Consider the following 13,217-nt stretch of genomic DNA (forward strand, 5'->3'; position numbering starts at 1 on the left):
GGTCAGTCTTGAAGCTTCGCCCAGTGAGCGTCACATCGGAATCGGGGTGGAGTACCCCTCGTACAATTGCGTATCGTTGGATTCTCGGACTCATCAAAGGGGAACTAAATGAGCGAGACGCAACGCATCGCAATCGTTACGGGTGCCAGCCAGGGCATGGGCAAGGAGACGGCTCGGCAACTCCTTCAGAAGGGGCTTCACGTCGTCATCACGGCAAGAAGCCTTGCCGAAGCTGAGACGGCCGCCAAGGAACTGGGCAACGGTGCCTCGGCCTTCGAGCTCGACGTCACGCGCGAAGATCAGGCTACGAGCCTCGCCGAATGGCTGCTCGCGCGCTTCGGCCGTGCCGACGTGCTTGTCAACAACGCCGGCGCCTTCTTCGAGCCCACCGACCAGACGGCCATGATGACGACGAGCGTCCTTTCGACCCCACCGGAAATCTACATAAAGTCATTTACGACCAATGCGCTGGGTGCCTTCATCGTCTCGAAGGCCATCGTTCCCGTGATGCGCCAGAACGGATATGGCCGTATCGTGAACGTCAGCTCGTCGATGGGCTCGCTCACCACCATGACGCGCGGCTGGCCGGCCTACCGGACCTCGAAGGCGGCGCTCAACGCCTGCACCAGGTTGTTTGCCGACGAGCTCAAGGACGAAAACATCAAGGTGAACTCCGTCAACCCCGGCTGGGTTCGCACCAGCATGGGCGGCGCGCAGGCCGCGCTGTCGGTCGAGGACGGAGTGCGGCCGGCTGTTTGGGCGGCTACGCTTCCCGACGATGGCCCGTCCGGCGGCTTTTTCGAGGCCGGAGGGCCTTGCCCCTGGTAATCAAGGTCGAGCGGGATCGCCACCAGCGACTACTCCGCTCCGCTGGGTCAACCCTGCGACTGACGCGCCTCATCGCAGAGCCAGTCGCAGAAGTTTCGCGGAGCCGGACGCCTGTCGCCTTCGCGGATCAGGGCAAAATACCAGTCGGGCCCTTTCAGCACTGTGTCGAACGGCGCGACCAGCAGTCCGTCGTCCAGCAGTTGCCGGAAGAGTGTCGGCGACAGCAGCGCCACGCCGAGACCACTCACCGCGGCATTGGCAATCAGCTCGAAGAATGAAAAATCCACCGCAGCGAAGTGCAGCCCGTCCGGCATGGGGCGCGCGGCTCTTGCGTACCACTTGCTCCAATCCGGGTGCGGCAGAAGATCAAACTGGGTGAGGTCTTCCGGTTCGGTGAGTGTCCGGGAACCAAGCAAGCGGGGCGCCAGCATTGGCGTGACGTCGACCGGCGCGAGAGGATACTCATCAAGGCCATCCCATCCCCCTCTCCCCGTTCGGATGGCGACGTCAAAGGCGGCTGGGCTGCGCACGTCCGAGGCAATGTCGAGCTCGATGGCAGCACCGCCGGGCGCACGATAGCCGGACAGTCGCGGCGCCAGCCAACGGGAGGCGAATGTCGGCGGCACCGTCACGCGCAGCGGCGCGGTCGCCGCTTGAAACTCCTCGACGGCTTCGTTGATGCCATCCAGCGCCTGTCGAACTCGCCCTGCCAAGATCATCGCCGCCGACGTGGGCACCACTCGTCGGCCGATACGCGTGAACAATGGCTGGCCAAGTTCTGCTTCCAGCGTTCGGATGCGCAGGCTCACCGCAGCGGGCGTCAGCGCCAGCCGATCCGCCGCGCCGGCAAAACTGCCGACGCTGACGCACATCTCGAGGATGCGGAGGGATTCAAGCGAAGGGCGAATGACGAGTTTTCCTTGTCATAAAGGCAAGCAATGCGCGTTTTGCGCGCGAAACACTCTGGTGCACAGTCATCTCGACAGAAGGATAGGAGCTGTGCCGTGTCGCCGCAATCGAGCCGTAAGGCGCTGACAGCCGGACTTATCGACGTGTTCGCAGATGCCTCGTTGAGCGGCAACCCACTGGCCGTAGTCGAAGACGCAGACGGGCTTTCCGACAGCGAGATGCGCCGGATTGCCAGCGAGTTCAATCAGGCCGAAACGACCTTCGTCCTGCGCAGTAACCGGGCCGATCTGAAGCTTCGGTCGTTTACCGCAGCCGGGGCGGAGGTGGGCGGCGCCGGCCACAACGCTCTGGGCGCCTGGCTTTGGCTGGCCGAGAGCGGCAAACTCGGACCTATCCGGACTCCCCGATCGTTCCGGCAGGAGATCGGAAGCGAGGTTCTGCCGATCGAGCTCCGTCCGGTGGACGGGCGGATCTTCGGGCGCATGAGGCAATCCGCGCTCAGACTTGGGCCGCCGCTTGCGGACTTGGCACCCTTGGCGGCGGCGCTGGGTCTCGCTCCCGAAGACCTTCTTTCCGAACCTCCCCCGCGTGCTGCCAACACCGGTACGGCACATCTCCTCGTACGGCTTCATGACGCAGCAACCGTCGATCGAGCCGACCCTTTTGCCAAGGGGCTTCTGAAGGTCCTGAACGCGGCGTCCGCCGAGGGATGCTATGTCTACGCCCTCGACGGCGCCGCGCCGGACCGCGCCTACGCCCGGTTCTTCAACCCCACGGTTGGGCTGTGGGAAGATGCAGCCACCGGCACCGCAGCCGGCCCGCTCGCCGCCTATCTGGCAAGCGAGGGCATGATCTCCGATGTCCTAAAAATAGAGCAAGGCACCAAGATGGGGCGGAGAAGCATCCTCCACGTCAGCCTCGTTCCCGAGCCGGAAATTCTGGGCACCGGCATCATTACAATGCGCGGAACGCTGACCTTCTGAAGCAAATACGCCGCCTCGGCGGCGGCGCAATCAAGCTCATTCCAACCCGTCTCGCAGGATCGACATGACCTTAACCCGTCGCACCTTCACCGGGGGCGTGTTTTCGCTCCTCGCAGCCATCTTAAGCAAACCGGCCATCGGGCAAACCAAGGAGGAAGGCAGAATGCTCGCAGTAAAGCCGTTCAAGATCGACGTCAGCGACGCGGCGATCGCCGACCTGAAAGACCGTCTCAACGCAGCACGCTGGCCGCAGGCGATCACGCAGGATTGGTCACGGGGCCAGCCCATCAAGCTGATCAGGGAATTGGCCGATCAGTGGGCCGACGCCTACGACTGGCGGAAGCAGGAAAGCGAACTCAACCGCTATCCCCATTTCATGACGGAAATCGACGGCCAGCCCATTCATTTCATGCACATCAAATCGCCGATGCCCAACGCCTTCCCCTTGATCCTCAGCCACGGCTGGCCCGGCAGCTTTGTCGAGTTCCTCGACCTCATAGGGCCGCTGACCGATCCGAGGGCGCATGGTCTCGACGCGTCGCTCGCCTTCGACCTGGTGATCCCGTCGCTGCCCGGCTTCGGCTTCTCGAGCCCCATGTCGTCGCCCGGCTGGGACAGCGCCAGGACGGCCAAGGCCTGGGACACCTTGATGAAGGGACTTGGATATGACCGCTACGGCTCGCATGGCGGCGACGCCGGCGCCCTTGTCGGCCGTGAACTCGGGATTCTGGCGTCGCAGGGCCTCGTCGGCACGCATCTCCTCCAGATATTCGCGTTTCCCACGGGCCAGCCAGGGGAAATGGAAAAGCTCTCTCCTTTCGAGAGGGAGGGGATGGCGAACCTTGCCACCTTCGAGAAGTACGGCGGGTATCAGGTGATCCAGTCGAAGCGTCCGGGAACGCTCGCTTTCGCCCTCGTCGACTCGCCGGTCGGCCAGCTCGCCTGGAACGCCGAGTTGTGGTTCGGCTTCGAGGGTGCCGGCGTGGGTCATGTGGACCGCGAGCGCTACCTGACCCACAACTCCATCTACTGGTTCACGGCCACCAGCGGATCGGCGGCGAACGTCTATTATGAGGATGCGCAGACCGGCGCGGGATATCGGGAGGTCAACAACCCGACGCCCACCGGCGTGGCCGTCTTCCCCCAGGATTTCCGGTCCGTCCGCAGCTTCGCCGAGCGCTCGAACAACATCGTCCACTGGACGGAAATGCCGCGTGGCGGCCATTTTGCGGCCTCCGACGCGCCCGACCTGCTCGTCGAGGATATCCGCAAGTTCTTCGGAAAACTGATCGTCGGTTAGCGCGGTGTTTCCAGGATTGGTGGTGTCGCGCGAGTCGCCTTGTCGTTGTCATCGATGGCAGGCGGGTCCGCGCGGCACCTGCCTAGGGTCTAGCCGCCCGGATGAAGACCCGGTGCTTCCTGGCCGGTGCTCGCTACATACTCCGTGTAGCCGCCGCTGAACTGATGAATGCCCTCGGGCGTCAGTTCCAGAACGCGGTTCGAGAGGGCTGCCAGGAAGTGGCGGTCGTGCGAGACGAACAGCATGGTGCCCTCGAATGTCGAGAGGGCCGCGACCAGCATTTCCTTGGTCGCCATGTCCAGATGGTTGGTCGGCTCGTCGAGGACCAGGAAGTTCGGCGGGTCATAGAGCATCTTGGCCATGACCAGGCGCGCCTTCTCGCCGCCGGAGAGGACACGGCAAGGCTTCTCGACATCGTCGCCGGAGAAGCCGAAGCAACCGGCAAGCGTGCGCAGTGCGCCCTGTCCCGCCTGTGGAAAGGATCCGTCCAGCGACTCGAAAACCGTTTCGTCCCCGTCCAGCAGATCCATGGAATGCTGCGCGAAATAGCCCATCCTGACACTGCTGCCGATGCTCACCGTCCCTCGGTCCGGCTCGATCGCGCCGGCCACCAGTTTCAGCAGCGTCGATTTTCCGGCGCCGTTGGCGCCAAGCACGCACCAGCGTTCCTTGCGCCGAAGCTTGAAATCGAGCCCGGCATATATCGGTTTGCCGCCATAGCCCTTGTGAACATTTTCAAAGGTCGCCACATCCTCACCGGACCGTGGCGGGGTGCGGAACTCGAACTGGATGGACTGGCGCCGCCGGGGCGGTTCCACCCGTTCGATCTTGTCGAGCTTCTTCACCCGGCTCTGCACTTGTGCCGCATGCGAGGCGCGCGCCTTGAACCGCTCGATGAACTTGATCTCCTTGGCGAGCATCGCCTGCTGACGCTCGAACTGCGCCTCGCGCTGCTTCTCGCCAAGCGCCCGCTGCTGTTCGTAGAAATCGAAGTTGCCCGAATAGGTCGTCAGCGACCCTCCGTCGATCTCCACGACCTTGCCGACGATGCGGTTCATGAAGGCGCGGTCGTGCGAGGTCATCAGCAAGGCGCCGTCATAGTTCTTGAGAAAGCTTTCGAGCCAGATCAAGCTTTCAAGATCGAGATGGTTGCTGGGCTCGTCGAGCAACATGCCATCGGGCCGCATCAGCAGGATGCGGGCGAGCGCCACGCGCATCTTCCAACCGCCGGAAAGCAGACCGACATCGCCGTCCATCCGCTCCTCTGTGAAGCTTAGCCCTGCGAGCACCTCGCGCGCTCGCGCGTCCAACGCATAGCCATCCAGCTCCTCGAAGCGCCCCTGCACCTCGCCATAGCGCTCGATGATGGCGTCCATATCGCCGGCCTGATCCGGATCGACCATGGCGGCTTCGAGCTTCGCCATTTCCTCGGCGAGCGCGCTCACCGGCCCGACGCCATCCATCACCGCGGCGACAGCGCTCTGGCCCGACATCTCCCCGACATCCTGGCTGAAATAGCCGATGGTCATGCCGGAATCGATCGCCACCTGGCCGTCATCGGGCCGGTCCTCACCGACGATCATCCGGAACAGCGTCGTCTTGCCGGCGCCGTTCGGCCCGACAAGCCCCACCTTCTCCCCTTTCTGGATGCTCATCGACGCGTCGATGAACAGGATCTGATGGCCGTTCTGCTTGCTGATGCTATCGAGACGAATCATGGAGCCCGTGGTGGCAGGGAGAAAAGCGGAGTGTGAGAGCTATGGTAGCTGCGCAATAAGGCATTCCATCGAGCGCGTCGATGGGGGGCGTGCTGTCGCTCGCAAAAAGGAAGCCTAGCCCCCGCGTAGGAAAGCGGGATCGATGTCGTAAAGGAACCTTGTTCGGATGGCCTGCAGCGTCCGGTGCCGCCCAGGCGCTCCACCAAGGGGGCGTCAGACGACGCCGGAGATCATCGACCGGATGTCGGTCCAGTTGACTTTGCCGTACCGCTCGTTGTCGAGCCGCGTAAGCTCGCCCCGACCGCTCATCATGTCGCGAAGGTACTGCATCCCCTGCCAGACCGGGAAAACTGCCCCGGGAGAAGGTGCCAGAGTTCGCGCCAGGCCGATGACGAGGCTCAAACGCCGCAGTCCGCCTGCCCTGAGCGGACGATAGTGCCTGCCTGACAAGTCGCTCGCTATAAAGGCCAGTTCCAGGGGAGAGGCGGTGCCACCAGAGATGCGAAGATCACGAGGCGCGTCGTCGTCGAGAGCAGCATCTGCCGTATAGTCAGCTGCGTCATCCTTCGTCGTGAAATTCAGCTTCTGGTCCGCGTTTCCGCAGTACAGCACGCGCCTCACCCTAGGCAAAAGGATCGGGGCATCTTCGGTCAACACCGTGGAGAAGGCGCCGTTGAGGATCGAGGTGGCTCGGACGGGCGCGGCATCAAGCCGCCTGCGAAACCGCCGGCGCAGATCCATGTTCCGGTTCTCGCCCGTAATGGTACGCGTGTAGTCCAGCGAGAAGTCCGACGGAATGAAACGCGGAACTCCTGCTGCGACTGCCGCGTCAAGCAGCGCCCCCTGCTGGCCGAGGATCACCTCCTCCAAGCCGTTGAGCGCAGACACGACGCAGGAGGCGCCTTCGCACGCTGCCTTAAGCGACCCGGCATCATAGGCGCTGTCGATCACGGCAATACCCAGCGCCACCAGACGCTGACGGGAGGCAGCCGAGCTTTCCCTTCGCACAATCGCCCGCACATCCGCGCCCTTGTGAACAAGGGCGTGCGCGACCCGCGTTCCTAGATCTCCAGTCGCCCCGGCCACCACCACCGTTTTCCGCAACATCGTCTGCAGCCTCCGATCGATCCTGACCTATTATGTGGGATGGACCGCGGAAAGCGGGAGTATTTCAGCCAGTTTTACTTACCGTATATCGCAAATGAGCTGACGGCGGACAAAAGCGTCATCGACACTGCGTCTTGCGATGCTTGTGCAGGGTGCGAAGACACGGGCGGCTTTGGCGCCAGCACTCTAAGTGGCTAAGCGAGCTCGCGGTTGCCGGACGGGCGGAACTGCTGCATGCGCTTTCGCAGTCAACACGCAACTGGTGCGTTTGACGAAAGCGCCGCAGTCCAGCCGCGGTTGCTCGATCGGGCTTATGCCGAGGCGAGTTATTCCCACTCGATGGTTCCGGGCGGCTTGCTGGTCACGTCGTAGACGACACGATTGACGCCCTTCACCTCATTGATGATGCGGGTGGCGGCGCGGCCGAGGAAGTTCATATCGAAGGGATAAAAGTCGGCGGTCATGCCGTCGACGGAGGTGACGGCGCGCAGCGCCAGCACGCGGTCATAGGTGCGGCCGTCGCCCATGACGCCCACCGTCTGCACCGGTAGCAGCACCGAGAAGGCCTGCCAGATCTTGTCGTAGAGACCGGCCTTGCGGATCTCGTCGAGATAGATGGCGTCGGCCTTCCTGAGGATGTCGAGCTTTTCGCGCGTCACACCACCCGGCAGGCGGATGGCAAGGCCGGGGCCGGGGAACGGGTGGCGGCCGATGAAGCTGTCGGGCAGGCCGAGCTCGCGGCCGAGCGCCCGCACCTCGTCCTTGAAGAGTTCGCGCAGCGGCTCCACCAGTTTCATGTTCATGCGGGCCGGCAGGCCTCCAACGTTGTGGTGGCTCTTGATGGTGACGCTGGGACCGCCGGAGAAGCTGACGCTCTCGATCACGTCGGGATAAAGCGTGCCCTGGGCGAGGAAGGTCGGCGCGCCGCGTCCGTCGGCGGCGATCTTCTTGGCCTCGGCCTCGAACACCTCGATGAACAGGCGGCCGATGGTCTTGCGCTTCTTCTCCGGGTCGGCCTCGCCCTCGAGCTGGGAAATGAAAAGGTCCGATGCATCAACGTGGACCAGCGGGATGTTGTAGTGATCCCGGAACATGCCGACCACCTGCTCGCTCTCGCCGAGCCGCATCAGGCCGTGATCGACATAGACGCAGGTGAGCTGGTCGCCGATCGCCTCGTGGATCAGCACGGCCGCCACCGAGCTGTCGACGCCGCCCGAAAGGGCGCACAGCACGCGCTCCTTGCCCACTTGAGCGCGGATCTTGGCGATCATCTCGGCGCGATAGGCCGACATCGTCCAGTCGGACTTCAGGCCGACGATCCGGTGCACGAAATTGGCGAGAAGCTTGGCGCCATCCGGCGTGTGCACCACCTCGGGATGGAACATGGTGGTGTAGTAGCGTCGCTGCTCGTTGACGGCGATGGCAAAGGGCGCGTTCTCGGAAACGCCGATCACCTCGAAGCCTTCCGGCGCCCGCGTCACGCGGTCGCCATGGCTCATCCACACCGGATAGCGCTTGCCGACTTCCCACAACCCCTCGAACAGCGGCGACGATTTCAGGATTTCCACATCGGCACGCCCAAATTCGGCGGCGTGTCCGCCCTCGACGCTGCCGCCGAGCTGCACGGCCATGGTCTGTTGGCCGTAGCAGATGGCGAGAATGGGAACGCCGCTGTCGAAGACCGCCTGCGGCGCGCGCGGACTGCCGTCGCGAGTCACTGAGTCCGGCCCGCCGGAGAAGATCACACCCTTCGGCTGAAGCTTTTCAAAGGCCGCCGCCGCCGACTGATAGGGATGGATCTCGCAGTAGACGCCGGCTTCTCGCACCCGGCGGGCGATGAGCTGCGTCACCTGGCTGCCGAAATCGATGATCAGCAGGCTGTCGTGGGCGGGCTTTTCCATGGGGAGGAACTCTTTCCGGTAAGGGGCCAGAAGGATCAAGCGGTTCCGCTAAGCCGAATCCGCGCGCCGGGCAAGCGGAAAGTCGCGGATATCGGCGGCTTCCGCGCGATATCGCCCTTCGGGCTCCAGGGTGCTTCGGTCTTCGGGCCTGTACCAGAAGGTCGAGCCGAGCCGACGAGCGCAAGTTGTCCACAGCCCACCCACAGGATGCGGACAGCTTGCACGCCGCTTCTCAAGGAAGAATCGCACAGGTTTTCAAACGACGGTTCACAGGCTCTCCCCAGCCTGTCCACCCTCAGGCCACACGGTTTTCCCCAACCGTGAGACCGGGCCAGGCGGCAGCGCCGACGCGCGTCAGATCGCCGGTGGCAAATTCGGCAAAGCGCATGCCGCGCACCGCGCCACCCGGCACGTCGACCAGGAGATTGCCGGTGATCACAGTGGCCTGCTCGGACGCCAGCACCGACACGCCGATGCCCGCGCCGGCCCGACGAATGACATTGCCGGAGGCGACAACGCTGCCGAGCGTCGCCCCCCAGCCGAGCGACAGGCCGAGATGCGGAGCGGCTTCCACGACGTTGCCGGTCACCGAGCCATGCGTCTCCACGTGGATCCCGACACCACCTGCCCGGCCGCCGATTACCCCCGCGTCGCGTCCGTCGACGAGGTTGCGGATGATGTTGCCCTCGACGAGCGACAGTCGGTCATCGCCGCCACCGAACAGTGCGATGCCGAGCATCGCGCCGTCGATCGAGTTGTTGCTGATGGAAGCCCCCGGCGACGTCGCGTCGGCAACGATGGCGAGGCCTTCGAGGGCACGGAGATCATTGCCGGAGACCCTGACGCTCCCCGCCGAAGACAACCGAATGCCGGCCCTACCCACTCCGTCGATACTGTTGTCGCGCACCGTCGAACCGTCATCGCCGGCTGTCCAGCGTCGCAGATGAATGCCGCCTGCCTTGCAGTTGCTCACCGCGTTGCCGGCGATGGTGAGCGCCCTGCCCTCCGTCGACATGACACCGGCGCCGGTGGCGCCGGAAATGCGACAATCCAGGAGGTTGCCGCCCGATCTGGTCAAAGCGATGCCGTGGCCGGCGCTGCCCAGCACCAGAAGGCGGGACAGGTCGATTTCCTCGGCGAAGGCCAGCGACAGAAGCCCGTCGTCCTCGTCGGTCAACGCCCGATTGGCGCCGTCGAGGGTCAGCCCCTCAAGCGACAGCCGGCGGGCGTCCTCGGAATAGAGAAACCGGCCACCGCCCGAATAGACCAGACGCGTTTCGCCGGGCACGCCAACCAGGCGGGTGCGATCTGGTAGACGAATGTTCGAGACCTCGTAACGGCCTGCCGGAATGTAGAGTGGCCGCCCGGCGGCAGCAGCTCGATTAATGGCGGCCTGCAGCTCGACGCTGCGATCCCCTTTGCGCCGGATGACCGGCGGCGTTTCGGGCACCGTGAGGCTACCGCGCAACTCCGTGAGGCCAAGCGTGCCGGAACGGGCCACCGCCGGCAGGGCGAGGCTCGTGATCGTCCCGAACAGGAACGCGCGGCGGTTCATGGACGCCTCCGGCGGACAGACATGACGTCCGCCGAGCAAGCTCCGTTCCAACAGCGGCTGGTCGCGCCAACTACCGTCCAGCGCCCAGGAGACGCAGGGCGTTGGCCGTCACCAGCACGGTGGCGCCGGTGTCGGCGAGGATGGCCGGCCAGAGCCCGGTGACGCCGAGTACGGTCGTCACCAGGAAGACGGCCTTCAGCCCGAGGGCGATGGAGATGTTCTGCCGGATGTTGGCCATGGCGCAGCGGGAGAGATCGATCATCGCGCCGATGTCGCCCACCCGGCCATAGAGAAGCGCCGCGTCGGCGGCCTCCAGCGCCACATCGGTGCCGCCGCCCATGGCTATGCCTATGTCGGCGCTTGCGAGTGCCGGCGCATCGTTGATGCCATCACCGATCTTGGCGACGACCAGCCGCTTGTCCTGGAGTGCCTTGATGGCGGCCTGCTTGTCGGCCGGCAGCAGACCGGCGCGCACGTCGTCAATGCCGAGCTCCCGGCCGACGGCCGCGGCGGCACGCGGATTGTCGCCCGTCAGCATGACGGTGGTGACCCCGCGGCGCCTGAGGTCGGCGACGGCGGCAACCGCATCCGGACGCGGTGCGTCGCGAAGCCCGATGAGACCGATCGCCGCACCATCGGACAGCAGCAGGCAAATCGTCTTGCCCTCGGTGGCGAGGCGCTCGACGGCGGCCAGCACCCCAGGTGTCAGCGTCGTCCGCTCGGCAGCCGCCTCGGCCGAACCGAAGAACAGATCCCGTTCCTCAACGCGGCCGGTCACTCCCTTGCCGGGAATGGCCTTGCCATCCTCGACAGTCGCCAGCGCCGCGCTGCCGACGGCGGCAAGCATCGCCTTCGCCAGTGGATGGCTGGATGTCGCTTCGAGAGAAGCGGATAGGCGCAACACGGTGTCACGATCGACGCCAAAGCCCTCGACGTCCGTTACCTTCGGCCTGCCTTCGGTTAGCGTTCCCGTCTTGTCGAAGGCCACCGCGGTCACGTCGCGCAGCCGTTCGAGAACGGAGCCGCCCTTGATGAGCAGCCCGGTCCGGGCACCGGCGGCCAGCGAGGCGGCAATGGCGGCCGGCGTCGAGATGACCAGCGCGCAGGGACAGCCGATCAGCAGGATAGCCAGCCCCTTGTAGATCCAGCCGCTCCAGTCGCCATCCAGGAGAGGCGGCAGCAGCGCGACGGCGGCGCCGACCGCCACCACGGCCGGCGTGTAATATCTGGCGAAGCGGTTGATGAAGCGCTCGACCGGCGCACGGGTCTCCTGGGCCTCGGTGACGAGGCGAACGATACGGGCGATGGTATTGTCGGAAGCGGGAGCCGTGATGCGCACGGTGAGAACGCCATCGCCGTTGATGGTGCCGGCGTAAACTGAAGCGCCCTCGCCGCGCGTCACCGGCACGCTCTCGCCGGTCACCATGGATTCGTCGATGGAACTTGTGCCGGCCACCACGACGCCGTCGCCGGGAAGGCGATCGCCGGGCCGGACCACCACCTGATCGCCGACGACAAGCGCCGAGGCCGCCACTTCGCGCGTGGTCCCACCTTCGAGACGGTGCGCCGTCTCCGGCACGAGACCGGCCAGCGCCTTGATCGATGACCGCGCCTTGCGGGCGGCAAGCCCCTCCAGCATCTCGCCAACCAGGAAGAAGAACACGACGGCAGCAGCTTCTTCGGTCGCGTCCAGGAACACCGCGCCGACCGCGGCGATGGTCATCAGGCTTTCGATGGTGAACAGTTCGCCGGCCCGGACCAGCCGCAAGGCGCGCAAGGCGATCGGCGCGAGGCCGGCCAGCATCACCGCGAGAAACAGCCAACGCTCAGCCTCTGGAAAGAGGCGTCCCAGAAGATAGGCAGCGGCGATGCCCGCACCGACGCCGATCGTTTGCAAGCCCGCCGCCGATGTCCACCACGCTCCGTCGATCTCGGCGTGAACGTGGCCGGAATGATCATGGTTGGCATGGTCATGACCGCCGTGATCGCCTCTCTCCGACGCGGCGTGGCTATGATCGTGATGATCGTGGCCCTCATGGCCGGCCTCGCCATGGTCGCAGCAACCGCAGGCGTGCTCATGCGGCTCGTGGTTTTCGGCATGTTGCTTGGGATGCTCGACGCTGATGTCATAGCCGAGGCGGCTTACTGCACTTTCCAGCGCCTTGAGATCAGCGGTATCGTCGTGGCGGACCACCATTGAGCCCGTCATCACCGAAACCGAGACGTCCTCGACACCATCAATCCTGGCAACCGCCCCCTCGACGCGGGCGGCGCAGGCGGCGCAGTCCATGCCATCGACCTTGAAGCGGGTTTTCAGAGCCATGTCGGTCATCGCGAATCCTTGATTTCCAGTCTTCTTGCTTTTGCTGGTCTCAGGCTGCATCCTCCAGTGACTAGAGGAGCAAGTAAGTAAAATGACCGATATGCCGATCGGTGAAATCTCCCGGCGCAGCCAGGTGAAGGTGCCCACCATCCGCTATTACGAGCAGATCGGCCTGCTGCCGACGCCGCCGCGCAGCGAGGGCAACCGTCGCCTGTACGGAACACGCGATCTGAGGCGTCTTTCCTTCATCCGGCATGCCCGCGACCTCGGCTTCGAGATCGACGCCATCCGGACCTTGTTGACCCTGCAGGACAACCCTACCCAGCCTTGCGCGGAGGCCGACAGCATCGCCCGAGACAAGCTCGCCGAAGTCAACGCCCGCATCGACAGCCTGATGGCCCTGAAAGAGGAGCTGGAGGCCATGGTTGGCGGGTGCGGCCACAACTGCGTCGGCGAGTGCCGGGTGATCGAAGTGCTGGCCGATCACCACAAATGCCTGCATGCCGAGCACTGAGCGCTCGGTCCATTTCCTGGCAGAGGGGCTTGCCGAAACGTCACCATCCTGCGAAACCGCTATATATTACGCTTGAGAC

The 13,217-nt window shown here is 64.6% G+C and carries 10 protein-coding genes; 4 read left to right on the forward strand and 6 right to left on the reverse strand.

Going from position 1 to position 13,217, the window contains the following annotated elements:
• Positions 1–108: 108 nt before the first annotated feature.
• Positions 109–828 carry an SDR family NAD(P)-dependent oxidoreductase gene (locus CXZ10_RS06325; RefSeq protein ID WP_101288215.1) on the forward strand — a complete coding sequence of 240 codons (720 nt, stop codon included), beginning with the start codon at positions 109–111 and terminating at the stop codon, positions 826–828.
• A 47-nt stretch (positions 829–875) separates the two neighbouring features.
• Here the strand turns inward: CXZ10_RS06325 and CXZ10_RS06330 are convergent, their stop codons facing one another.
• Entirely contained in the window at positions 876–1,736 is an 861-nt protein-coding gene (locus CXZ10_RS06330; RefSeq protein ID WP_101288216.1) for a LysR substrate-binding domain-containing protein, read from the reverse strand.
• 96 nt (positions 1,737–1,832) lie between these two features.
• Here CXZ10_RS06330 and CXZ10_RS06335 point away from each other — a divergent pair, with 96 nt between their 5' ends.
• Both CXZ10_RS06335 and CXZ10_RS06340 read left to right on the forward strand, forming a co-directional pair.
• Positions 1,833–2,720 carry a PhzF family phenazine biosynthesis protein gene (locus CXZ10_RS06335; RefSeq protein ID WP_244617057.1) on the forward strand — a complete coding sequence of 296 codons (888 nt, stop codon included), beginning with the start codon at positions 1,833–1,835 and terminating at the stop codon, positions 2,718–2,720.
• 163 nt (positions 2,721–2,883) lie between these two features.
• On the forward strand, positions 2,884–4,020 hold the full coding sequence (locus tag CXZ10_RS06340) for an epoxide hydrolase family protein (protein WP_101288218.1): 1,137 nt from the start codon (positions 2,884–2,886) through the stop codon (positions 4,018–4,020).
• Positions 4,021–4,109: 89 nt separating this feature from the next.
• Here the strand turns inward: CXZ10_RS06340 and abc-f are convergent, their stop codons facing one another.
• The 5 genes from abc-f to CXZ10_RS06365 form a co-directional block, all read right to left on the reverse strand.
• A complete protein-coding gene (gene abc-f, locus CXZ10_RS06345; protein ID WP_101288219.1) occupies positions 4,110–5,738 on the reverse strand; it encodes a ribosomal protection-like ABC-F family protein in 1,629 nt (542 codons plus the stop codon).
• Positions 5,739–5,951: 213 nt separating this feature from the next.
• The gene (locus tag CXZ10_RS06350; RefSeq protein ID WP_101288220.1) at positions 5,952–6,845 is read right to left on the reverse strand and encodes an NmrA family NAD(P)-binding protein; all 894 of its coding nucleotides are present in this window, start codon (positions 6,843–6,845) and stop codon (positions 5,952–5,954) included.
• A 326-nt stretch (positions 6,846–7,171) separates the two neighbouring features.
• Complete coding sequence (gene guaA, locus CXZ10_RS06355) at positions 7,172–8,746, reverse strand: glutamine-hydrolyzing GMP synthase (protein WP_101288221.1); 1,575 nt, start codon at positions 8,744–8,746, stop codon at positions 7,172–7,174.
• 295 nt (positions 8,747–9,041) lie between these two features.
• Positions 9,042–10,301, reverse strand: a complete 1,260-nt coding sequence (locus CXZ10_RS06360) for a TIGR03808 family TAT-translocated repetitive protein (protein ID WP_101288222.1) — start codon at positions 10,299–10,301, stop codon at positions 9,042–9,044.
• 70 nt (positions 10,302–10,371) lie between these two features.
• Positions 10,372–12,633, reverse strand: a complete 2,262-nt coding sequence (locus CXZ10_RS06365; protein WP_101288223.1) for a heavy metal translocating P-type ATPase — start codon at positions 12,631–12,633, stop codon at positions 10,372–10,374.
• Between the two features lie 82 nt (positions 12,634–12,715).
• On the opposite strand from CXZ10_RS06365, the gene CXZ10_RS06370 reads away from it, so the two are divergent.
• Positions 12,716–13,138 carry a MerR family transcriptional regulator gene (locus tag CXZ10_RS06370; protein WP_101288224.1) on the forward strand — a complete coding sequence of 141 codons (423 nt, stop codon included), beginning with the start codon at positions 12,716–12,718 and terminating at the stop codon, positions 13,136–13,138.
• Positions 13,139–13,217: the final 79 nt, after the last annotated feature.

It is taken from the genome of Pleomorphomonas diazotrophica, from assembly GCF_002844595.1.
Lineage (GTDB): Bacteria > Pseudomonadota > Alphaproteobacteria > Rhizobiales > Pleomorphomonadaceae > Pleomorphomonas > Pleomorphomonas diazotrophica.

What these genes read in the sequence shown, in the direction of transcription:
- CXZ10_RS06365 (WP_101288223.1), bottom strand. Translation starts at nt 12,633, where the DNA reads ATGACCGACATGGCTCTGAAAACCCGCTTCAAGGTCGATGGCATGGAC.
- abc-f (WP_101288219.1), bottom strand. Translation starts at nt 5,738, where the DNA reads ATGATTCGTCTCGATAGCATCAGCAAGCAGAACGGCCATCAGATCCTG.
- CXZ10_RS06325 (WP_101288215.1), top strand. Translation starts at nt 109, where the DNA reads ATGAGCGAGACGCAACGCATCGCAATCGTTACGGGTGCCAGCCAGGGC.
- CXZ10_RS06360 (WP_101288222.1), bottom strand. Translation starts at nt 10,301, where the DNA reads ATGAACCGCCGCGCGTTCCTGTTCGGGACGATCACGAGCCTCGCCCTG.
- CXZ10_RS06340 (WP_101288218.1), top strand. Translation starts at nt 2,884, where the DNA reads ATGCTCGCAGTAAAGCCGTTCAAGATCGACGTCAGCGACGCGGCGATC.
- CXZ10_RS06370 (WP_101288224.1), top strand. Translation starts at nt 12,716, where the DNA reads ATGACCGATATGCCGATCGGTGAAATCTCCCGGCGCAGCCAGGTGAAG.
- guaA (WP_101288221.1), bottom strand. Translation starts at nt 8,746, where the DNA reads ATGGAAAAGCCCGCCCACGACAGCCTGCTGATCATCGATTTCGGCAGC.
- CXZ10_RS06350 (WP_101288220.1), bottom strand. Translation starts at nt 6,845, where the DNA reads ATGTTGCGGAAAACGGTGGTGGTGGCCGGGGCGACTGGAGATCTAGGA.